This window comes from Marivita cryptomonadis (genome assembly GCF_002115725.1).
GTDB classification, from domain to species: Bacteria; Pseudomonadota; Alphaproteobacteria; order Rhodobacterales; family Rhodobacteraceae; genus Marivita; species Marivita cryptomonadis.
This window is the reverse complement of the sequence record NZ_JFKD01000015.1, coordinates 12,359-33,901: the sequence shown is the minus strand read 5'-3', so window position 1 is coordinate 33,901 and position 21,543 is coordinate 12,359. Positions and strand designations below refer to the sequence as shown.

The following is a 21,543-nucleotide window of genomic DNA, read 5'->3' as shown; positions in this document are numbered from 1 at the left end:
ACAAAAAAGGGGCGCAAAGCCGGTCTTTGCGCCCCCAGAGGTCTGTCTGACGCAGGGATTTACATCAGCCAGAACTTACGGTTGGCCTCCTTTTGGGCGGCCAACCGATCGACTCCGATGTCCTGAAGCAGGTGATCATCAAGATGTTTGAGATGCAGCCGCGTGCGGCGGCGTTCGGACCACACCGTAACGGTCACTGCAACGCGCAGCGCGACGACGGCCAGCGGGGACAGCTTGGACTGTCCGCCAAGATAGGCGATCTGCGGGGCGTGAGTTGCGTGTGCCATGGGTGTACTCCTCAAATGTATCGACACAATCTTGATATATCGCAGCAAGTGTATTGCCATAACGATACAAAAATGGATACATTCGAGTCATGTAACGCTCCAGAGAAAGATTGTGTCGGATACAATTTCGCCAGACAAGATTGTGGCATTGCCGCAACCTGCCGCCGGTCCCAAGTACAAACGGGTGGCGGATACGATCCAAACCGCAATCCGCTCGGGAGATTTGCGCGCTGGTGACAAGTTGCCTCCGGTGCGCGAACTGGCTTGGTCGCTTGGGATCACACCCGGAACGGTCGCACGGGCCTATACCTTGCTCACCGATGCCGGTCACGCGGTGGCCGAAGTGGGGCGCGGGACATTTGTCGCCAATCGGACAACGCGGGTCACACGCCCCGTGCGCGAATACGTCACTGTCCCTGTGCAGGACGGAAAGCTGTCATTGTTCAGCCCGCAACTGCCGGATCTTGGACAGGTCTCGCTGATTCAGAATGCGTTTGCACGGATCGGAGAAACCGCCCCCGAACGCCTGCTGCATTACCCGACCCGCGAAGCCTACCGTCCTTTGCGCGAAGCAGCGGTCTATTGGTTACGCAGTATCCCGTTGGGCAGCATCGATGAATCCGATGTTGTGATCGTTCATGGCGCCCAAAACGGGCTGAGCGTGATTTTGCAGACCATACTTCACGGGCCAAGGCCAACGGTTCTTGTCGAGGACATGGCCTATCCCGGCTTTCGTCGCACGGCTGATCTGTTGCGGGCCGATGTGGTCGGTGTTCCCAGCGACGAGCATGGCCTGCTGCCCGATGCACTGTCCGAGATCGCCCGCACGACACGCGCGCAGGTGCTTTGCACCTCGCCGGACGTGCATAATCCGACGCTTGCCTGCACACCTTCGGAGCGGCGCAAGGCAATCGCAGAAGTCTGCCGCACTCAGGACATACAGATCATCGAGGACAATTGTTACCGCCGCACCGACATCACAGCACCGAGCTACCGCATCCTCGCGCCTGAACGCGCATGGCACCTGACGTCGATCTCGAAATTGCTGACCCCCGCTCTGCGGATCGGCTTTGCGACTGCGCCGCGTGGACGCGGGCCGGAGTTGCGACAGATCGCGGAACACGGTTTTTTCGGCATCGCACAACCTTTGGCCGAAGTGGCAGAGCGCATCCTGACCGCGCCTGAAACCGATGAGATCATGGTCGCGATCCGCGAGCGCATGGCTGAATACGTGCGGGTGGCAGTGAACGCATTGGGCACCTACCGTTTGACATGGCACGAGGATGTGCCGTTCCTGTGGCTCCCGCTACCTCAGGGTTGGAGGGCCGCCGCCTTCTGTCGGGCCGCAGAGGCGCGCGGCATTCAGATCCGTTCAGCCGATGAATTTGCTTTGCGGGATGGACGCGCACCACATGCGGTTCGAATAGCCGTGAACGCGCAAGTGCCCCTACAGGTGTTCGAAAATGCCATGCTTCAACTCAGAGATCTCCTCGGGCATCCGCCTGAGCAGATAAGTGTCTGATTTTCCGCTGGAATGACCAAAAAACGGTCGCCTGCCCTCAAATCGAACGCTAGGCTTGCAGGGCGACTCACCTACCATGGAACGTAAATGGGTTTGGAAATCAGCTTGGCCTTCGTTGAGACGCGGCCAGATCTCGACGAATTGTCTGACATTCTGACAGAATACTACGCCCAGATTCTCGAACGTCTGATGGCGGTAGGGGGACCGAGCCTGTCGGTTGAAGACCATGTGCAATCCAGCCTTGACGTGATCGACGATTTCCTGCCTCCGACAGGCGGCGTTTTGCTGGCGCGCGACAGTTCGGGGTATTTGCTGGGATGTGGCTTTGTCCGCATGATCGACGATCACCGCGCGGAATTGAAACGCTTGTTTGTCCGCGATATCGCACGTGGCTACGGTCTGGGGCGTCGGATGATCGAAATGCGGATTGAAAAAGCCCGCGACATGGGCGCTACGACAATCCTTGCCGATACGGTGCGCGGCAACAGTTCAATGCTGGCTCTTTATGACCGTTTGGGGTTCAGCGAAACGCCGCGATATGACGGCACTGCAAACCCTGCCGCGTTCGAAAAGTACCTCGTCTATCGCAAGTTGGAACTGGCGGAGGCCTGAAACCTTCAAAAGTGTGGGGTATAGTAATACCTTATTTTTAACCTATTGTTTTTGAATATTTAATTGAGACAAACGTCGCTTGACTGGGATTTGGCAATCCTTATAACCCGCGCATCGGAATACACGGGGTGCCTGCACCCTGCCTTACCAATCCAACGTCAGGGACATCCCACGATGAAAACCTTTTCTGCAACACCGGCAGACATCGACAAGAAATGGATCCTGATCGACGCTGAAGGCGTCGTTCTGGGCCGTCTTGCTGCGATCGTCGCCACCCGCCTGCGCGGCAAGCACAAGCCGTCCTTCACTCCGCATATGGACATGGGTGACAATGTCATCGTGATTAATGCGGACAAAATCCAGATGACCGGTAACAAGCGCAACGAGAATTTCTACTGGCACACCGGCTATCCGGGCGGCATCAAATCCCGCACGAAGCAGCAGATTCTCGAGGGTGCACACCCCGAGCGCGTCGTCCAGAAAGCAGTTCAGCGTATGCTTCCGGGCAACCGCCTGTCCCGCAAGGTGATGACCAACCTGCGCGTCTATGCTGGCACCGAGCACCCGCACGAGGCCCAGAGCCCCGAAGTGCTGGATGTGAAATCCATGAACTCCAAAAACACCCGGACGGCGAAATAATGGCTGAGCAACTCAATTCTCTCGAAGAGCTGAACACCGCCGCAGGCCTTGATGCCGCGCCGGAAGTGGTTGAAACCCCGCGTGAGCCGCAGCGTGATGCGCTGGGTCGTTCCTATGCGACCGGCAAGCGGAAAGATGCGGTCGCCCGCGTCTGGATCAAGCCGGGCTCCGGCAAGGTCAGCGTGAACGGCAAGGAAATGAACGCCTATTTCGCGCGCCCAGTTCTGCAGATGATCCTACGCCAGCCGTTCGACGTCGCCGGCGTTGCCGACCAGTTCGACGTGATGGCCACCGTCAAGGGCGGCGGTCTCTCGGGTCAGGCCGGTGCGGTCAAGCACGGCATCTCCAAGGCGCTGCAGCTGTACGATCCGAACCTGCGTTCGGCGCTCAAAGCTGCCGGCTTCCTCACACGCGACAGCCGCGTTGTGGAACGTAAGAAGTTCGGTAAGCGCAAGGCGCGTCGGAGCTTCCAGTTCTCCAAGCGTTAATCTACGCTTCCAGAATATCGAAAAGGCCGCCTTTCGGGGCGGCCTTTTTGTTTGTGCTATGTGGTCTGGTGGGGATGCCGGGCTGACGCCCGGCCTACGCCATCGGCTTGATCAGAGTGATCGCGCGTCGCGGAACGACAGCAACCGGCGCGAACCTTCGTCCCAGAGGTGCAGCCGCGCGTTGGCAAAGCTTTCGCGGATTGTCATGCGGTTGTGATCCGCCAGATTGGCGTGATCACGGACCACTTCGGGCAGCCGGTAGAACGGAATGCGACTGTAGAGGTGATGCACATGGTGGATGCCGATATTGCCACTGAGCCACTGAAGCACCTTGGGCAACACGTAATATGAACTTCCATGCAGCGCCGCATCGTGAAGCTGCCATTCTTCGTCGCCGTCCCATGAGGTGGTCTCGAACTGGTGCTGCACATAGAAAAGCCACACGCCCGCCGTCGCCGCCAACAGCGTGGACGGCAAGAAGATCAGCAGGATGGGCATCAACCCCCCGAAATAGAGCATGATCAGAAGGCCGGTCAGAATGGCGGCATTCGTCCCCATTGCACTGGCCCAGTAGCGGACGCTGGACATCAGGCCCAGCGGAATGCGGTTTTGCAGAAGGAACAGATATCCCGGCCCCAATCCGAACAGGATAACTGGGTGACGATACACGCGGTACATCAGTTTGCTCCACCCAGACAGCGCCTTGTATTCGGCAACCGTCATGGTGTGTACGTCACCGATTCCCCGCCGTTCGAGGTTGCCATGCGAGCTGTGATGGATCGAATGTGTACGCCGCCAGACATCGTAGGGTGTCAGCGTCAGAACGCCCAGAATTCGTCCCAACCAATCGCTGAGCGTGCGGTTGTTGTAGAACGATCCATGGCCGCAATCATGCTGGATGATGAACAGGCGCAGCAAAAAGGCTGCGTTGACGCAGGACAGCGCCAAAGTGAGCCAGTAGCTGACACCCATGGCCCACCATGCCGCGGCCCAAAGGGCCACGAACGGGCCAAGAGTTACGGCGAGTTCGAAAGAGCTGCGCATCGCATCGGGTTCGCGGTATTTGGCGAGAACTTTCACCCAGTCTTTTGCGGAGGTCGTCGCGGGCGTATGCCCGCTGATTGTAAACTGCTCGGACATAAGCCTGCTTTTTTCGTTTGCGTTGCAGCGTTCTACCCGATGCGATGCAATCCGCCTACTTATCTTTCACCTCCAAATGCAGATCCGAGGCATTTTGCCACTGTCACGCCTTGTCGGCATCCTTGTGCGGCGCCTGAGGTGTAAACGCACAGCGTTCGGGCTTAATGTCGATCAATGGTGTTTTGTCCAGACAGTCCAATCCCTTGACGATCAGTGTCGGACCCTCCTGCCGGATCAGCCGCACACGGGACAAGCCGATCGGGTTTGGTCGCACAGGAGACCGCAAAGCAAAGGTGCCCGTGGTTGTGCCGTTACTTTTCGGGCTTTGCAGCACGAGATCGCGGCGCGACATATGCAGCCAATACAGGACATCAAGGTATTCGAACGCGGTGATCCCCTTCAAGGCGGCAGCCCATTCGGGGAGCAGCTCGAGCCGGCAGTCCGGCCCTTCCAGTTTTCCCTGACGGGGGCACAGATCTCGGGTTGTGAAGGGCGTTCGAATCGTGCCGATGAACTGAACAAAGGCATCTTGGGCCTGCGGTGCATCAAGAACCGCCTCTCCGTCGCGCATGTCGCTGGTCTTTTTCACGGTCATGTCCTCCTGCCTGCAAGACTACGCGGCAACATTGCCAAGATCAGCACAAATCTCCAATCGGGAACGCGACAACACCCGGTTTGTCTGACTTGCCGCCCGGACGACTGTAGGACATAGTCGCGACGCTATGACGACCACAGATCCATCCTCTGCAGAGCGCTACCTGACCGTGCCGGAATTGGCCGCACTTTTGCGGATCAAGGAACGCAAGGTCTATGATCTTGCGGCAACAGGAGCGGTGCCCTGTTCCAAGGTCACCGGCAAGTTGCTGTTTCCAGAGCAAGCTGTTCGGCGCTGGCTGGAACGTGGCCAGACCGGGTCGGCGCAAACACAGTCAGCGCGTCGGGTGGTGTTTCTGGGCAGCCATGATCCGTTGCTGGACTGGGCTTTGCGGCAATCAGAATGCGGAATTGCCACTTTCTTTGATGGGTCCCAAGACGGTTTGGACCGGTTCGCCGCACGCGAGGGTATCGCTGCCGGGTTGCACATGTTCGATGCTGCGTCCGCTTCCTGGAACATCGCGGCGGTGAACGCAGCAATGCCAGGAGCCTCGGCGGTGTTGCTGGGGTTTGCCAAACGCAGACGCGGTCTGGTGATCAAGTCCGACCTGATGGCAGATATCGGAGGTCTTGCAGATCTTGCGGGGCGGACGATGACACCAAGGCAGGTCGGCGCGGGAACCCGGACGCTTTTTGATCACCTGCTGCGCGAAGCGGACATTCTACCCGACACGGTCCATATGCGTCCCGTCGCGCGAAGCGAGGCAGACGCGGTGCTGGATGTGGCGACCGGAACAGCAGACGCCACTTTCGGCCTTGAGGCCCTGGCGGCACAGCACAATCTGGGATTCGTTCCGTTGATCGAGGAACACTTCGATCTGCTGGTCTGCCGCCGCGCGTATTTCGACCAACCCATGCAACGTTTCGTCAGCTTTCTTTCGTCGACCGAGTTCAGGACACATGCCGCGGCTTTGAAAGGCTACGATGTTTCCAAGGCCGGAACGGTTCGTTGGAATGGATAAGGAACAAGACCAGCGCGCAAGTGGTGGACGCTGACGCCCACGCGGCTTAGGTTCGACCGCAACCAAGGATGCCCGGATGACTGACGCAACCCCGTATCAGGTGCTTGCCCGCAAGTATCGCCCCGAAACCTTTGCCGATCTTGTCGGGCAAGAGGCGATGGTGCGCACGCTCAAGAACGCGTTTGCCGCCGATCGCATCGCGCAGGCCTTTGTGATGACGGGGATTCGGGGCATCGGCAAAACCACCACCGCGCGGATCATCGCCAAGGGGCTGAACTGCATCGGGCCGGATGGCACCGGCGGGCCGACGACCGATCCCTGTGGCCAGTGCGAACATTGCGTGGCGATCATGGAAGGCCGTCATGTCGACGTGATGGAGATGGACGCTGCCTCGCGCACCGGGGTGGGCGACATTCGAGAAATCATCGACTCCGTGCATTACCGGGCAGCCTCTGCACGCTACAAGATCTACATCATCGACGAAGTGCACATGCTGTCGACCAGCGCCTTCAACGCACTGCTCAAGACGCTTGAGGAACCGCCCGCGCATGTGAAGTTCATCTTTGCCACAACCGAGATCCGCAAGGTGCCGGTCACGGTGCTATCGCGCTGCCAGCGGTTTGATCTGCGGCGGATCGAACCCGAGATGATGATTGCCCTGCTGCGCAAGATCGCCACGCGCGAAGGCGCCGAGATCACGGATGATGCGCTCGCTTTGATCACACGTGCAGCCGAAGGGTCGGCACGCGACGCGACCTCGCTTCTGGATCAGGCGATCAGCCATGGCGCGGGGGAAACCACCGCTGAACAGGTGCGCGCGATGCTGGGTCTGGCCGACCGGGGCCGCGTGCTCGACCTCTTTGACATGGTGATGAAGGGCGATGCGGCAGGCGCGTTGACCGAACTGAGCGCGCAATATGCCGACGGGGCCGATCCGATGGCGGTGCTGCGCGATCTGGCGGAAATCACGCATTGGATTTCCGTGGTCAAGATCACGCCCGAAGCCGCCGAAGACCCGACGATCAGCCCGGATGAACGCCAGCGCGGACAGGATTTTGCCCATGCGCTGGGGATGCGGCCTCTGACGCGGTTGTGGCAGATGCTGCTCAAGGCGCTGGACGAAGTGGCACAGGCGCCCAACGCGATGATGGCGGCGGAAATGGCGATCATCCGCATGACTCATGTGTCCGAATTGCCCAGCCCCGAGGATTTGGTGAAGCGCCTGCAGGACACCCCGCCTCCGCCGCCGCCGTCCGGTGGTGGAATGCACTCGGGTGGTGGCGCGCGCGCGCAGGCGATGGGCACCCCTGCCCCGACACATGGCGCATCCTCTGGCCCGCATGCGTCTTACGGCGGTGCTGCAGTGGCCGTTGCCGTGGATCAGGCGTTGGCCCGGTATCCGAGCTTTGAGCATGTGATCGAGCTGATCCGGTCCAACCGCGATGTAAAGCTGCTGGTCGAGGTCGAGGGCTGCGTCCGGCTGGCTGCCTATCAGCCCGGTCGGATCGAATTCACGCCCACCGACAACGCGCCCGGCGATCTGGCGCAACGGCTTGGCGGTGCGCTGCAACGTTGGACTGGCAACCGCTGGGCGGTGACGCTGGTCAACGGATCGGACGCGCCGACCATCGTGGAAACCCGCGACGCCGCCGAAAACGCAATCAAGGCGCAGGCGGCGGCACATCCTCTGGTCAAGGCTGTACTCGACACCTTTCCCGGTGCTGTAATCGAAGAGGTGCGCACACCCGACCAATTGGCCGCCGTGGCCGAAGCCGAAGCATTGCCCGAAGTGGAAGACGAATGGGACCCGTTCGAGGAGGAGTGATCCTGTCGCTCCTGCCGGGAATGGCATGGGCGCAGGATTGCACGGTGCAGCGCCCCGGATGGGATGGCGCGCCAGTAAGCGCCGTGCAGGAAGCGGTGTTTCTGGCTTCTTCGCCTGCTGCGTTGGTTTTGCTTCTGGGCACCGCGGTCGCGATCCGCTTCAAAAGCCAATGGGGATCACTTGCTGTGGTTCTGGGTTGGACAGCCTTTGTCACCTTCCTGACGATGCTAGCCCCGGCCTCGCGGGAATTGGCGATGGCGGAAGGCTGCGTCGGGTCACCCGCCTTGTTCATCGGCATCATCGCTGCAATATGTGTAGGGACGATTTTTTACACCGCGCCACCGATCAAGGGGCGCTGACCTACGGAGAAAAACATGTTCAAGGGTTTGGGCCAAATGGGCGACATGGCCAAGATGATGAAGGCCGCGCAGGAAATGCAGGGCAAGATGGCCCAGATGCAGGAAGACCTTGCATCCCTGACCGTGACCGGCGAATCCGGCGCAGGTCTGGTCAAGGCGACGGCAACAGCCAAAGGCGAATTGACCGGGCTGGATATTGACCCGTCGATCTTCAACGGCGACGACAAGGAAGTGGTCGAAGACCTGATCCTTGCCGCGATCAAGGATGCGCAGCAGAAGGCGCAGGCCAAGGCACAGGAAGAAATGTCCAAGCTGACCGAAGGTTTGGGTCTACCGCCGGGGATGAACCTGCCGTTCTGACGGTGCACTTCAACGCCCGGAGATGACAGTGATTTGATGCGTGACGGCGGCGACATAGAAGCGCTCATTGCGATGATGGCGCGCCTGCCGGGGCTTGGCCCCCGGTCGGCTCGCCGCGCCGTTCTGCATATGATCCGCAAGCGCGGACTCTTGATGGGGCCGTTGGCCGAGTTGATGACACGCGTCGCTCGAGACGCGCGCGAATGCCTGAATTGCGGCAATATCGGTACGCAAGACATCTGCGACATCTGTCAGGACAACCAGCGCAACAACGGTTTGCTCTGCGTGGTCGAAGATGTGTCAGACCTCTGGGCGATGGAACGGGCTGGCGTGTTCAAAGGCCGCTATCACGTTCTTGGCGGCACCCTGTCGGCGCTGGATCAGATCGGTCCGGACGAGCTGCGCATTCCCAAGCTGTCGGCCCGTGTGGACAGCGAAGAGATCACCGAAGTGATCCTCGCTCTGAATGCCACGATCGACGGCCAGACGACGGCGCATTACATCGCCGATCAGTTGGACGGGCGTGTCGCGCTGACCTCATTGGCGCAGGGTGTGCCGATTGGGGGAGAGCTGGATTACCTCGACGAAGGTACGATCACGGCCGCCATGAACGCGCGCAAGCCGATTTAGGCCAGGCCTTCCGCTCTGCTGCACACCACACGGCTAAAATTCTCGCTTCGACACAGCGCTTACGGCAAGACTGCGTCCATGCCGATGCGCATTCAGGAGAGTACTATGGACATTGAAAAGACGGAACACGGCACCCTTGAACACTGGACGCCATCCGAAGTGGCAGCCGCTTTCAGCGAAGACAGGATCGTCTTGATCGACGTGCGCACGCCGCAGGAATTTGCGCTTGAGCGGATCAACGGAGCGCTGCTGGCCCCGATGCAAGCTTTCCAGCCGAACCATATGCCGGACCAGTCCAAGAAACAGATCGTGTTTCACTGTGGATCAGGTGTCCGCTCGGCTCGGGTGGCCAAGCTGTGCCTTGCGGCCGGGGAAGACCGGATCGCCCATATGGCAGGTGGGTTCGCGGCATGGAAGGACGATGGCCAGACATATATGGGAACCGACATGGCGACTGGTGCCCCAAAGGAAATGCGAAAGACATCGTAGTTCAAGAAAAAGCCCGGCACCGCAACGCGGGCCAGGCTTTCAATCTGTCGCACCGGACGATCTTAGCGACGGTGATCGTCGTCCTCATCCTCATCGTCATCATCATGCGTGCCGTCTGGCAGGTTAAAGAAGCTGTCGGCATCGGCGTAATCTTCGCGACCGCCAGATTCTTCGCTATCGGACGATGAGCCACTGAGGCTGAAGGTCTCGAGACCTTCAATCGCGCTCGGCAGACGCGGTTCAGCGTCCATCTCCAGGCTCTGTTCTGTGGACACCAGCTTGCGGCGTTCGTCGTCGGTCATCACCGCTTCTTGCTTTTTCGCAGCTTTGGCAACAGCCGCATCCAATTCGGACTGTTTGCACAGTCCAAGTGCCACCGGGTCGATCGGCTGGATGTTGTTAATGTTCCAGTGCGTGCGCTCACGGATCGCCTGAATGGTGGGCTTGGTGGTGCCGACCAGCTTGGAAATCTGACCGTCGCTGAGTTCCGGGTGGAACTTGACCAGCCACAAGATCGACGCTGGGCGATCCTGACGCTTGGACAGCGGTGTATAGCGCGGGCCACGCCTCTTTTCTTCGCCTTGGGCGGCCGCATAAATCTTGAGCGTGAGCTTGCGCATCGGGTCGGCTTCGCCCTTCTTGATCTCGTCGGTATCAAGTTGGTTATTGGCGATGGGATCGAACCCTTTGACACCGGCAGCCACATCACCGTCAGCGATGCCCTGTACCTCAAGTTCATGCATGCCGGTGAAATCGGCGATCTGCTTGAAGGTCAGTGTCGTGTTATCCACCAGCCAGACAGCGGTGGCTTTTGCCATGATCGGTTTACCCATCTCGCGTCTCCTTACGCAAAGCTTTTTCGGTCTCTCGGAGCGGGTCCAAGAGGTCCCGGTTTGCCGGGACGGTTTCCATTGTCAGGGAACTTGGCGGCCTTATAGTCGCGCAGAGGCAAAGAGGGAAGAGGCAATGCGGGTTTTGGTGCTGGCCTTGGCAGGGCTGATCACGGCGTCGATGGCATGGGCGAAAGGCGAACGCTCTGGAGTGTTCGATTATTACGTCATGTCGCTCAGCTGGTCACCCACTTGGTGTGCCATCGAAGGCGATGCGCGTCAGTCGCCTCAATGCGATGCGAATGCTGATTTCGGCTGGGTCTTGCACGGACTCTGGCCACAGTATCATCGCGGCTGGCCGTCCTATTGCCCGACCGTCGAACGCAACCCATCGCGGGCCATGACCAATGATATGGCGGATATCATGGGCACGTCCGGTCTGGCGTGGCACCAGTGGAACAAACACGGGGTGTGCACAGGGTTGTCCGCCCCCGGGTACTACGATCTTTCGCGCCAAGCATACGACGCAATTGTCCGTCCCCCAGTGTTCCGCCAGTTGGATAAGGCGGTCAGGCTCCCGGCCAAATTGGTCGAGGAGGCATTCATCAAGGCCAACCCGCAGCTTGCGCCGGACATGATCACGATCACCTGCAAGGATGGGCGGATTCAGGAAGCGCGGATTTGCCTGTCAAAGTCACTGGAGCCAGTCCCTTGTGGTCGCGATGTGATCCGCGATTGCACCGCGACAGATGCGCTGTTCGAGCCGATCCGTTGAATCGGATTATCTTGGGGCGGTCCAGCCACCGGGCAGATCGTCACGGCGCGGCTTGGGTGGTTTGATCCGGGACAGAACGGCCTCCGCGCCTTTCATCATCCGAGCAACACCTGGCGCTTTGCGAACCTGCGCTTTGACCTTTTCGATCTGCATCACATCGTCGATCCGGCGGTCAAGGAAGGCCCAAGTTGCCTGATTGTCGAGCGAATCATCGCCAAGCCAGTAAAGCACGGTGGACGAATAGACCCCTGCAAGGGTTGCCCTCTTGGTGTACCAATTGATGTCGCGCGACCCATCACCAAGCCCGGTCCAAATACGGTCCGCCGTACCCCAGATCAGCTTGGCCCCCTCGGGCGCATGCATCGGGAGCGCGAAAAGTGTCACACCGCGCCGAACCGCCTCTTTATCTTCGATCAGTTCAAGACGCAGTCGCACGGCCAGTGCAACCTGATCGCGGAACCGAAGTTCGGACAAGTCCCGCGCAGCAAGCGCCGCCACCATCGCATCATCACCGCGACGGTGAAAGGCCGCTGCAAGATCGATTGCGCCACGCGGGAACAGCCCACGCGCCAAAGCAGGGGCCACATCCACATCGGCGATGGCTGCCTTGAAGGCGGTTTCGGACCAACCATCGAAAGGCACGTGCATGAGCGCCGCGTCCAGCAGCTCGGTGGCGATATCGCGCGATGTTTCGGTCATGGATGACACTCCGGTTCAATCAGTGTTGCTTGTCAACCTAGGGCGACATCCCGCCTAGCGCCACTGCGACACGATATTCTGAACGTTCGCCCCAACAGGGCCATTTGGGCGAACTCTTATTTGCAAACGCAAAAACGTGATGATCTTCGGAACTTCAGGGGGTTACGCCGCGTTTCAAACTTGAGATAATTGACGGCTTTGTACGCTCGCTTGCTCTTCAAGATCAGGAATCAACCACTCGTGACACGGCAATCCGCTGATTTTTCACTTCTTTTGATCGCTACAGGGCTACTTGTTGCGTCGTTTATCGCGTCCGCACAAGAAGGCGACCTGTTCTTCGTCTATTTTGGCGCCGAGGACTCACCTGTCGAGACTGCCACAGCCATTCTCTTGGCGTTTTGCGGTGTTGCGCTTTGGTGGCGTGCCTTGGGCGCGCGCAGCATGGTGCCGCGCGGGGCGGTCATTCTTGGTGTTTTATATGGTCTCGTCTATGTCTGGGCGGGCGGTGAAGAAGTGTCTTGGGGTCAACGCATTCTGGGCTTTGACAGCCCCGACTATTTTCAACAGAACAACGACCAACAGGAATTCACCTTCCACAATCTGGTGATCGGGAACGTCAAGCTGGATGAGCTGATCTTTGGACCGGTGCTGTCCTACGTGATCCTTGCCTACCTCATCGTTCTGCCGCTGCTATGGCCGCGAATTGAGTGGGTGCAGCGGTTGGTGCGTCAGATGATCATCCCGGTTCCACGACGCTATCACGCAGCATTCGCATTTGCGGTGACGGCGATTATCCCGTTTCTAGACGAAAGCCGCAGGTGGGAGGTCTACGAGTGTATTTTTGCGCTGTTGTCGCTTGCGATTTTTCTTCATCCGGCCAACCCTTTGGACGAGGACACCACACAGCAACGCATGGCAACCGGGTGACTGGACAAACAGTCAAAGGCTTGCTATACGGCGCGCTCCTGCAAATCCTTGCAAATCCAACTTAGAAAGGTGGTGAAAACCACATGCAGGTTAGTGTTCGTGACAACAACGTCGATCAGGCGCTCCGCGCTCTGAAGAAAAAGCTGCAGCGTGAAGGCGTTTTTCGTGAAATGAAGCTCAAGCAACATTTCGAAAAGCCGTCCGAGAAAAAAGCACGCGAGAAAGCCGAAGCGATCCGCCGTGCGCGCAAACTGGCGCGTAAAAAGGCACAGCGCGAAGGTATGCTCTAAGCAGTTCTTTCCAACACGCTTTGATTTTGACAGCCCCCGGAGCCCCGCGCTTTCGGGGGTTTGTTTTTGCGGTTGCCGGCTTTTGCAATATCGACAACCCAAAAAGTTTTGAACGAACATCCTTGGGTGCCGCTGCGATGCTCAGGATTTTGCAGCAGTCTCAAAGCATGGTTTTCTGGCGCGCGCGCCCACGCGTCAAAGCTCATACAACGACTTGCCCGACTCGCTTGGACTGTGAGATCATACACCTAAGCTCGGCCTGACATTTCCGCCGAAGCTTTCGATTTCAATAAACGGCCTACTTGGATGGCCTGTGCGATTCAGCATCCGGTTTGTGCCGCCTTGTAAGAGGGGTGATTTATGACTGGAGAAAACTCCACAACAAATGCTGCCGTTACAGTCGCTGCATTTTCCGTGGAATATGCCATCGAAGGCAGGATCAGTATGGCGGGCGGACTGTCTCGCGGTGGCGCTGCCGGGCTTGTGGTCCAACCCGTTGTCTGGGCGGTCACCGGCAATGGCCCGGATGCGGCGGACGCGTTCATCTATGGCGTTGGTGCGGCTGGGGCTATGGCTGGCTGGATTCTTGCTGTCCCAGCCTCCGTGACCGGTATCATCAAAGCAGCGGTGGACGATTACGTGGGCGGGTTGGTTGCCGAGGCGAAGCAGGATGAACCGGAAGCGGTACGTGGCGGGATATATGGCACGGACGATTATGGCTTCTGGTCTGCCAACAACCATATCACCGCGATGACGATCGCAAGCTATGGCGGTGTGGCATGGCAACACAGAAACGGCGCCTACTTGTTCATCAAAGACGCCAGCGACACGTTGGTCTGCGACTATCATCCCAGATCATACCAGAGGATATATCGACCGGTTATCCCGCTGCGGCGCAACGGAGATCGGGTTGCTTGGACAAGCGCAGATTTCTGACCATTGAAACAGAGCTTCCCTCCCCCGTCGTGATCTGACACGTTGCGGCCAAGACGAGGACGGGAGGCTCCGATCATGGCGCAGGTCTGTGTGTTCGACGCGTATGGGACGCTGTTTGATGTGGCGGCTGCGGCACGTGTTGCAGCCGATGAACCAGGGCGCGATGCGCTCAAAGCGGTCTGGCCACAACTGGCCGAACACTGGCGGCTGAAACAGTTACAATACACGTGGCTCCGCACCATCACGGGCGAATACACACCGTTCTGGGAGGTCACGAAAGACGGTCTGGATTGGGCAATGGAGAAGGTCGGTCTGATCGACGATCCTGAACTGCGCGAACGTCTGCTGGCACTTTATTGGGAGCTTGCCGCGTATCGCGAAGTGCCGGTTATGCTGGCCCAATTGAAAGCCGCTGGAAAACAATGCGCGATCCTTTCGAACGGCAGCAAAGACATGCTGGAAGGTGCGGTGGACAGCGCCGGGATCGGCGAATTCCTTGACGCGGTTCTGTCGGTCGAAGATGTCAGTATCTTCAAACCCTCATCGTTGGTCTATGACATGGTGGGCACGCGGTTCGGTTGCGGCACGAAGGACGTGCTCTTCGTGTCCTCGAACGGATGGGACATAGCCGGGGCCACGGGATATGGTTTCCAGACAGTTTGGGTCAATCGCGCGGGTGATCCTGTGGACCGTCTGCCGCATCGCCCTGCCCACATATTGTCTGATCTGTCCACTATCCCGGAGCTGGCCTGATGCCCCGTTTCACAACGTCCGACGGATTGTCTCTACACTACACGGACGAGGGCGACGGTCTGCCGTTGCTGTGTCTGGCCGGCCTCACCCGTGATGGGCGCGATTTCGAATTCGTGGCCCCGCATCTTGAAGGTGTGCGCCTGATCCGTCTGGATTATCGCGGCCGAGGCCAGTCCGATTGGGGCGAACCGACCACTTATCAAATCCCCGTCGAAGGGCGCGATGCCATCGAATTGTTGGATTATCTGGGGCTGGAAAAAGCGGCCGTGCTGGGCACGTCACGCGGCGGTTTGATCGCAATGGTTCTGGCCGCCACGGCCAAGGATCGGCTGCTGGGAGTGGCACTCAACGACATCGGCCCCGAGATCGCGCCACAGGGGCTTGAGGTGATCAAGGATTACCTTGGCCGACCGCCGGTTCTGAAAACCCATGCAGAAATGGCCGAAGCCCGCGCCCGTGTGCTGATCGCTTTCCAGAACGTGCCTCCAGACCGTTGGCTGCGCGAAGCTCAGATCCTGTTCAACGAAACTGAAAACGGGCTGGAGCTGACTTACGACCCCCGCCTTCGCGACGCGGTGCTAGAGGGCGGGGCGCAACCGATGCCGGATCTCTGGCCACTTTTCGATGCGATGTCAGGATTGCCGCTTGCTTGTATAAGGGGCGCGAATTCCGACCTGCTTTCGCCCGAAACCTTCGCCGAAATGAAACGCCGCCGGCCCGACATGATCGCTGTCGACGTACCGGACCGTGGCCACATCCCCTTTCTTGACGAACCCCAAAGCCTGAACGCCCTGTGGCGTTGGCTGGATATGCTGAGGTAAGCTATGGACATTCAACGCATTGAAGCGGCAGCGGGTCGCCTGAAAGGTCACGCGCGGATCACGCCGCTCTTGTCTTCGCCCTTTCTGGACGAGATCGCCGGGCGGCGGGTGCTGGTCAAGGCAGAGTGCCTGCAACACACCGGGAGTTTCAAATACCGCGGCGCCCGATCTGCCGTGTCGGCCCTTTCTGACGCGCAGCGCAGGAACGGCGTGATCGCCTACTCTTCGGGCAACCATGCGCAGGGCGTTGCTTTGGCGGCAAAGCAATTTGGTGCAAGCGCGGTGATCATCATGCCGTCAGATGCCCCAAAGATGAAGATCGACAACACCCGCGCCCTCGGAGCCGAAGTGGTACTTTATGACCGGGCAACCGAAGACCGGGATGCCATTGGCACCAAGTTGTCCGATGACCGTGGATTGACCCTGATCCGCCCCTTCGATGAACCCGAAGTGATCGCGGGGCAAGGCACCTGTGGACTTGAGATCGCGACACAGGCGGCGGAGTTGGGCGTGACCGAGGCCGACGTCATTGTCTGCTGTGGTGGTGGTGGTCTGACTTCCGGCATCGCGCTGGCGTTAGAGGCACATGCTCCAGGCATGCGCGTGCGCCCTGCGGAACCGGAAGGGTTTGATGACGTGACGCGGTCCTTGGCGTCGGGACAGATCGAACGAAACACCGGCAGCGCGAATGGTCTCTGCGATGCAATCGTCACCCCGCAACCGGGGAACATGACGTTTCCCATCATGCACCGCCTTTGTGGTCCGGGCATCGTGGTGACCGACGAAGAGGCACAGAAAGCAATGTCGCAAGCCTTTGCCCGGCTCAAACTGGTTGCAGAACCGGGTGGCGCGGTGGCGCTGGCTGCTGCGCTCTATCACGGCGATCAAATCGACGCTGACACTGTCATCTGCACCATCTCCGGCGGCAACGTGGACCGCGCTGTGTTCCTGCACGCGCTCGATCAGTTCGGAGAAGGGTAAAGGCCTCGTTATGCTGAGCGCCGATCTTGACGATATCCGCCTGCACTACCGCATTGATGGCGACCCCGACGGCGCGCCGGTTGTATTCTCCAATTCCCTCGGCACTGATCTGCGTCTCTGGGACAAGGTTATCGCCCGTCTGCCAAAGGCCGGATTGAAATACATCCGCTATGACACGCGCGGGCATGGGCTGTCCGACGGCACTCCTCCCCCCTACGGGATGGGCACGCTGGTGCGCGATGTCGAGCGGTTGATGGACCACCTTGGCGTGAAGGGTGCGGTGTTCGTTGGCCTCTCCATCGGTGGGATGACCGCCCAAGGGCTTGCAGCCAAGCGGCTGGATCTTGTGCGCGCGTTGGTGCTGTCCAACACCGCCACCCGCATTGCCACACGCGAGATTTGGGCTCAGCGTATCGCCAATGTCGAAACCGGCGGGGTCGAGGCGCTGGCGGATGCCACGATGATCCGCTGGTTCACACCAGCCTTTCGTGCCACGGACGAATTCCGCTTCTGGCGCAACATGATGGTCCGCACCTCGGCCGAAGGGTACATCGGGTGTTCCCATGCGATTGCAGGCACCGACTTCTACACGACGACCGCCGCGCTGCGACTTCCCACGCTGGGCATCGCAGGCAGCGAGGATGGATCGACTCCGCCTGATCTGGTTCGCGAAACCGCCGAACTTGTGCCGGGGTCGCAGTTCCATTTGATCCGCAAGGCGGGCCATTTGCCGTGCGTCGAGGCCGCGGACGAATACGCCCGTGTGCTGGCCGAGTTCATTGCTGCACAGGCGCATTGACTGGCGAACTGTCAAGTGTAGTTTACACATTGAAGGCGCACCTGCCTGATCCCGAAAGCACTGCACATGCGCCTGCCCGTCGTCTTTATCCTGATCACCGTGATGATCGACGCGATGGGGATTGGATTGATGATCCCGGTCATGCCCGATCTGATCCGCGAGGTAACAGGCGGCGATCTGGCCAATGCAGCCCTTTGGGGCGGTGTGCTGACAACCGTGTTTGCCGTGATGCAATTCCTGTTCGGCCCGGTGATCGGCAACCTGTCGGACCGTTTCGGCAGGCGGCCGGTGCTGCTGATCTCGCTTGTGGTGATGGCAGCGGACTATGTGGTGATGGCCGTAGCGGGCAGCATTTGGCTGTTGCTGCTGGGACGGGTCGTCGGCGGCATCACTTCCGCAACGCAGGCCACCGCTTCGGCTTATATGGCCGACATCTCGGACCCAGACAAAAAGGCGCAGAATTTCGGGCTGGTCGGAGCGGCCTTTGGGCTGGGCTTCGTGATCGGCCCACTGATGGGCGGTCTGCTGGGCGAATGGGGCACACGCGCGCCTTTCTGGGCCGCAGCAGCATTGGCCGGCGCAAATGCGGTGCTGGGTTATTTCGTCTTGCGCGAGACTGTAACCGACGCCATCCGGCGACCCTTTGACTGGCGCCGCGCAAACCCGTTTGGCGCATTCCGCGCCTTGGGTGAACTGCCGGGGCTTGGTCGGCTTTTTGCGGTCTTTTTCCTCTACCAGGTTGCATTCTTCGTCTACCCGGCAGTGTGGGCCTATTACGGGCAGGCTAGGTTCGGCTGGAACGCAGGTATGATCGGTCTGTCGCTGGGCCTGTTTGGGATCATGATGGCGGTGGTTCAAGGTGGTCTCATCCGCCTGATCCTCGCTCGATTGGGCGAACGCGGCACGGTGATCTACGGACTTGTTTTTGATGTGTTCGCCTTTGGCGCTTTGGCCTTTGTCACATCGGGCACCATTGCTTTGATCCTGACACCACTGGCTGCCCTTGGCGCGGTCATCACCCCTGCGTTGCAGGGCATCATGTCTAGGGCGGTCGGAGACAAGAGACAGGGCGAATTGCAAGGCGCGCTCACCTCAATCGGGGCCATCGCGATGATCATCGCCCCTTTGGTGATGACCGGGGTCTTTGCGCGATACACTCGCACCGACGCCGATATCTATTTCCCCGGTGCGCCGTTCCTGTTGTCTCTGACGCTGATCCTCGTCGCCTTGGTGGTCTTTCTGGCTCCGCGCCGCAGCCCTGTCGCAGCCTGACCTGTTCAGGTCGACTTCCCGCTTGCGCTTGGACTTCGACGCCCTCAGGTTGACCGCAGAACAAGGGAGACCGCATGACCCGCATCAAAGCCGCCGTCTGTACCGAATTCGGCCAACCTCTACAGATCGAAGACGTTGAGTTGCGCGCGCCGCAGATGGGTGAAATCGAAGTCACTCTTGAAGCGGTGGCAATCTGTCATTCCGACATTCACTTTGCCGAAGGTGCGTGGGGCGGTGACCTGCCTGCGGTTTACGGCCATGAAGCGGCAGGGCGGATTTCAGCCGTGGGTGCATCGGTCAGTGACCTGACGGTTGGGCAGCGCGTCGTGGTCACTTTGATCCGCTCCTGCGGCACCTGCGCCAATTGCGCCAGCGGCAAACCCACGATCTGCGAGGCCCCTGACACCGGAGCATCGCCAATCGCCCGCCCTGACGGCACGCCAGTCAAGAAAGCGATGGATTGCGGTGCCTTTGCCGAGCGGGTCGTCGTACATCAAAGCCAAGTGGTGCCTTTGCCCAATGACATGCCGCCCGAAGCGGTTGCGCTCATGGCGTGTGGCGTGATCACAGGCGTCGGCGCAATCGTCAACGCAGGCAAGTTGCGCGCGGGCGAAGACGTGGTGGTCATCGGCGCAGGTGGCGTCGGCCTCAACGCCATTCAGGGCGCGCGGATTGCCGGCGCTCGGCGCATCGTCGCGGTCGACATGACCGAGGACAAGCTGGAAACCGCTAAGACATTTGGCGCGACCGACGGCGTTCTGGCTACGGGCAAGGCTCCATGGAAAGAGGTCCACAAGATTTTGGGGCGCGGTGCAGACCTGATCGCGGTGACGGTCGGCGCAATCCCGGCCTATAACCAAGCGCCGCGCTACCTTGGATGGGGCGGCCGCATGGTGATGATCGGCATGCCCCATTCCGGTGCCATGGCAGAATACGAACCGGTGGTGCTGGCCTACATGGCGCAAGGCATGGTCGGCTCGAAGATGGGCGACGTGGTGATCCGCCGCGACATCCCGTGGCTGGCCGACCTCTACCGGCAGGGCCGCCTGAAGCTGGACGAACTGGTGTCAGGGCGCTGGTCGCTGGATCAAATCAACGAGGCCATCGCCGACACCAAGGCCGGCGGGGCCAAACGCAACGTGATCCTGTTTTGACCCACAACCGCCACCCGTGCGTTTCCGTCAACGGAAACACAACGATGCGAAAACGCATCGTCCGCCCACAGGAGAGGGACCGCATATGAAACTGCAAGCGCTCGATGTGATCACCACCGCCCCCCCTGCTCCGGGCTGGGGTGGGCGCTATTGGACACTGGTCAAAGTCACGACCGACACCGGCCTCACCGGTTGGGGCGAATGCTATGCCTCGAGCGTCGGCCCCAACGCGATGAAAGCGGTGATCGAGGACGTGTTCGACCGGCACATGCGCGGCGAGAACCCCGAGAACATCGAGCTGATGTTCCGCCGCGCCTATTCTTCTGGTTTCACTCAGCGACCCGACCTGACGGTGATGGGCGCATTCTCTGGGCTGGAGATTGCCTGCTGGGACATTCTGGGCAAGGCACGCGAACGCCCGGTATGGGCGCTTTTGGGCGGTCAAATGACCCCCAAGGTCCGCGCCTACACCTATCTTTATCCCCTTCCCCATCACGATATCGACGGTTTCTGGACAGACCCTGACGCGCAAGCCGAAGCTGCGGCCTTCTACCTGAAACAGGGCTTTACAGCCCTGAAATTCGACCCGGCTGGCCCCTACACCCTGCGCGGCGGCCACCAACCCGCGCTGACCGACATCGCGCTCTCGGTCGAGATGTGCAAAGCCATTCGCGCGGCGGTGGGGAACAAGGCCGACTTGCTTTTCGGCACACATGGCCAGTTCACCACTTCGGGCGCGATCCGTTTGGGACAGGCAATCGAGCCCTATCTGCCGCTATGGTACGAAGAGCCTATTCCGCCCGACAATCTGCTCGAATTCGCCGAGGTGGCGCGTGCTGTTCGCATCCCCATCGCGACAGGCGAACGTCTGACCACAAAGGCCGAGTTCGCAACGCTACTGCGCACAGGAGGAGCAAAGATCCTGCAACCCGCCTTGGGTCGCGCGGGCGGTATCTGGGAGATGAAAAAGCTGTCTGGCATGGCCGAAGCTTTCAACGCCGAGATGGCGCCACATCTTTACGCAGGCCCAGTCGAGTGGGCCGCAAATGTGCACCTGTGCACGTCGATCCCCAATGTGCTGCTGGCTGAGAGTATCGAAACACCATTTCACGCGGCGTTGATCCGCAACACGATCCGGGTGGAAGACGGGTTTATCACCGCGCCCGACACACCCGGTCTGGGAATAGACGTGGACGAAGACCTGGCACGGGCCCATCCCTTCACCGGAACTGGCCTGCACCTGCAAATGCAGGAAGCGCCATGTGACTATAAGAACGGCAATGCCTTCACCGGCGGCGCACCAACGCCCGTGACACAGACAGAACCGTGATAATTCTTT

The 21,543-nt window shown here is 59.7% G+C and carries 26 protein-coding genes; 21 read left to right on the top strand and 5 right to left on the bottom strand.

Annotated features, from left to right (window positions below):
- Window positions 1-59: 59 nt before the first annotated feature.
- Window positions 60-287 (bottom strand): DUF1127 domain-containing protein, encoded by a 228-nt coding sequence (locus MCRY_RS16035; RefSeq protein WP_085631729.1) that lies wholly within the window; start codon window positions 285-287, stop codon window positions 60-62.
- A gap of 112 nt (window positions 288-399) precedes the next feature.
- Here MCRY_RS16035 and MCRY_RS16030 point away from each other — a divergent pair, with 112 nt between their 5' ends.
- From MCRY_RS16030 to rpsI, 4 genes are all read left to right on the top strand, one after another.
- Window positions 400-1,809 (top strand): aminotransferase-like domain-containing protein, encoded by a 1,410-nt coding sequence (locus MCRY_RS16030; protein WP_244897923.1) that lies wholly within the window; start codon window positions 400-402, stop codon window positions 1,807-1,809.
- A gap of 87 nt (window positions 1,810-1,896) precedes the next feature.
- Window positions 1,897-2,421, top strand: a complete 525-nt coding sequence (locus tag MCRY_RS16025) for a GNAT family N-acetyltransferase (RefSeq protein ID WP_085631726.1) — start codon at window positions 1,897-1,899, stop codon at window positions 2,419-2,421.
- Window positions 2,422-2,595: 174 nt separating this feature from the next.
- On the top strand, window positions 2,596-3,060 hold the full coding sequence (rplM, locus tag MCRY_RS16020; RefSeq protein WP_085631723.1) for a 50S ribosomal protein L13: 465 nt from the start codon (window positions 2,596-2,598) through the stop codon (window positions 3,058-3,060).
- The gene (gene rpsI / locus MCRY_RS16015; protein ID WP_085631721.1) at window positions 3,060-3,548 is read left to right on the top strand and encodes a 30S ribosomal protein S9; all 489 of its coding nucleotides are present in this window, start codon (window positions 3,060-3,062) and stop codon (window positions 3,546-3,548) included. Before rplM ends, rpsI begins: the two co-directional genes overlap by 1 nt.
- Window positions 3,549-3,659: 111 nt before the next feature.
- On the opposite strand, the gene MCRY_RS16010 is transcribed toward rpsI, so the two are convergent.
- A complete protein-coding gene (locus tag MCRY_RS16010) occupies window positions 3,660-4,688 on the bottom strand; it encodes a fatty acid desaturase (protein ID WP_085631719.1) in 1,029 nt (342 codons plus the stop codon).
- Between the two features lie 103 nt (window positions 4,689-4,791).
- Entirely contained in the window at window positions 4,792-5,283 is a 492-nt protein-coding gene (tsaA, locus tag MCRY_RS16005; RefSeq protein ID WP_085631717.1) for a tRNA (N6-threonylcarbamoyladenosine(37)-N6)-methyltransferase TrmO, read from the bottom strand.
- Between the two features lie 127 nt (window positions 5,284-5,410).
- Between tsaA and MCRY_RS16000 the strand changes: the two genes are divergently transcribed.
- The 6 genes from MCRY_RS16000 to MCRY_RS15975 all read left to right on the top strand — a co-directional run bounded on the left by MCRY_RS16000 (window position 5,411) and on the right by MCRY_RS15975 (window position 9,967).
- Window positions 5,411-6,304 (top strand): helix-turn-helix transcriptional regulator, encoded by an 894-nt coding sequence (locus MCRY_RS16000; RefSeq protein WP_085631715.1) that lies wholly within the window; start codon window positions 5,411-5,413, stop codon window positions 6,302-6,304.
- A gap of 76 nt (window positions 6,305-6,380) precedes the next feature.
- On the top strand, window positions 6,381-8,129 hold the full coding sequence (locus tag MCRY_RS15995; protein WP_085631713.1) for a DNA polymerase III subunit gamma/tau: 1,749 nt from the start codon (window positions 6,381-6,383) through the stop codon (window positions 8,127-8,129).
- Complete coding sequence (locus MCRY_RS15990) at window positions 8,126-8,488, top strand: hypothetical protein (protein WP_085631711.1); 363 nt, start codon at window positions 8,126-8,128, stop codon at window positions 8,486-8,488. Before MCRY_RS15995 ends, MCRY_RS15990 begins: the two co-directional genes overlap by 4 nt.
- 15 nt (window positions 8,489-8,503) lie before the next feature.
- Window positions 8,504-8,848 (top strand): YbaB/EbfC family nucleoid-associated protein, encoded by a 345-nt coding sequence (locus MCRY_RS15985; RefSeq protein ID WP_085631709.1) that lies wholly within the window; start codon window positions 8,504-8,506, stop codon window positions 8,846-8,848.
- A gap of 36 nt (window positions 8,849-8,884) precedes the next feature.
- A complete protein-coding gene (recR, locus tag MCRY_RS15980) occupies window positions 8,885-9,478 on the top strand; it encodes a recombination mediator RecR (RefSeq protein WP_085631707.1) in 594 nt (197 codons plus the stop codon).
- A 105-nt stretch (window positions 9,479-9,583) separates the two neighbouring features.
- Window positions 9,584-9,967, top strand: a complete 384-nt coding sequence (locus MCRY_RS15975) for a rhodanese-like domain-containing protein (protein ID WP_085631705.1) — start codon at window positions 9,584-9,586, stop codon at window positions 9,965-9,967.
- Between the two features lie 62 nt (window positions 9,968-10,029).
- Here MCRY_RS15975 and MCRY_RS15970 read toward each other — a convergent pair whose 3' ends face one another.
- Window positions 10,030-10,800, bottom strand: a complete 771-nt coding sequence (locus MCRY_RS15970; protein ID WP_085631703.1) for a DUF1013 domain-containing protein — start codon at window positions 10,798-10,800, stop codon at window positions 10,030-10,032.
- A 133-nt stretch (window positions 10,801-10,933) separates the two neighbouring features.
- Between MCRY_RS15970 and MCRY_RS15965 the strand changes: the two genes are divergently transcribed.
- The gene (locus MCRY_RS15965; RefSeq protein WP_085631701.1) at window positions 10,934-11,572 is read left to right on the top strand and encodes a ribonuclease T2 family protein; all 639 of its coding nucleotides are present in this window, start codon (window positions 10,934-10,936) and stop codon (window positions 11,570-11,572) included.
- 6 nt (window positions 11,573-11,578) lie between these two features.
- Here the strand turns inward: MCRY_RS15965 and MCRY_RS15960 are convergent, their stop codons facing one another.
- Window positions 11,579-12,271, bottom strand: coding sequence for a COQ9 family protein (locus MCRY_RS15960; RefSeq protein WP_085631699.1), 693 nt, complete (start codon window positions 12,269-12,271; stop codon window positions 11,579-11,581).
- A 240-nt stretch (window positions 12,272-12,511) separates the two neighbouring features.
- Here MCRY_RS15960 and MCRY_RS15955 point away from each other — a divergent pair, with 240 nt between their 5' ends.
- The 10 genes from MCRY_RS15955 to MCRY_RS15905 all read left to right on the top strand — a co-directional run bounded on the left by MCRY_RS15955 (window position 12,512) and on the right by MCRY_RS15905 (window position 21,534).
- A complete protein-coding gene (locus MCRY_RS15955; protein ID WP_085631697.1) occupies window positions 12,512-13,198 on the top strand; it encodes a hypothetical protein in 687 nt (228 codons plus the stop codon).
- Between the two features lie 83 nt (window positions 13,199-13,281).
- Window positions 13,282-13,488: a 30S ribosomal protein S21 gene (gene rpsU / locus MCRY_RS15950; protein WP_008207378.1), complete on the top strand. Its 207-nt coding sequence runs from the start codon at window positions 13,282-13,284 to the stop codon at window positions 13,486-13,488.
- A gap of 360 nt (window positions 13,489-13,848) precedes the next feature.
- Window positions 13,849-14,424 carry a hypothetical protein gene (locus MCRY_RS15940; protein ID WP_085631693.1) on the top strand — a complete coding sequence of 192 codons (576 nt, stop codon included), beginning with the start codon at window positions 13,849-13,851 and terminating at the stop codon, window positions 14,422-14,424.
- A 75-nt stretch (window positions 14,425-14,499) separates the two neighbouring features.
- Complete coding sequence (locus MCRY_RS15935) at window positions 14,500-15,177, top strand: haloacid dehalogenase type II (RefSeq protein WP_085631691.1); 678 nt, start codon at window positions 14,500-14,502, stop codon at window positions 15,175-15,177.
- Complete coding sequence (locus tag MCRY_RS15930; RefSeq protein WP_085631689.1) at window positions 15,177-15,998, top strand: alpha/beta fold hydrolase; 822 nt, start codon at window positions 15,177-15,179, stop codon at window positions 15,996-15,998. The genes MCRY_RS15935 and MCRY_RS15930 overlap by 1 nt, the downstream gene beginning before the upstream one ends.
- A 3-nt stretch (window positions 15,999-16,001) precedes the next feature.
- Entirely contained in the window at window positions 16,002-16,979 is a 978-nt protein-coding gene (locus tag MCRY_RS15925; protein WP_085631687.1) for a threonine ammonia-lyase, read from the top strand.
- Window positions 16,980-16,989: 10 nt separating this feature from the next.
- Entirely contained in the window at window positions 16,990-17,778 is a 789-nt protein-coding gene (gene pcaD, locus MCRY_RS15920; protein WP_085631685.1) for a 3-oxoadipate enol-lactonase, read from the top strand.
- Between the two features lie 66 nt (window positions 17,779-17,844).
- Complete coding sequence (locus tag MCRY_RS15915) at window positions 17,845-19,050, top strand: TCR/Tet family MFS transporter (protein WP_085631683.1); 1,206 nt, start codon at window positions 17,845-17,847, stop codon at window positions 19,048-19,050.
- Window positions 19,051-19,124: 74 nt separating this feature from the next.
- Window positions 19,125-20,204 carry an alcohol dehydrogenase catalytic domain-containing protein gene (locus tag MCRY_RS15910; RefSeq protein WP_085631681.1) on the top strand — a complete coding sequence of 360 codons (1,080 nt, stop codon included), beginning with the start codon at window positions 19,125-19,127 and terminating at the stop codon, window positions 20,202-20,204.
- 85 nt (window positions 20,205-20,289) lie between these two features.
- Window positions 20,290-21,534 carry a mandelate racemase/muconate lactonizing enzyme family protein gene (locus MCRY_RS15905; protein ID WP_085631679.1) on the top strand — a complete coding sequence of 415 codons (1,245 nt, stop codon included), beginning with the start codon at window positions 20,290-20,292 and terminating at the stop codon, window positions 21,532-21,534.
- Window positions 21,535-21,543: the final 9 nt, after the last annotated feature.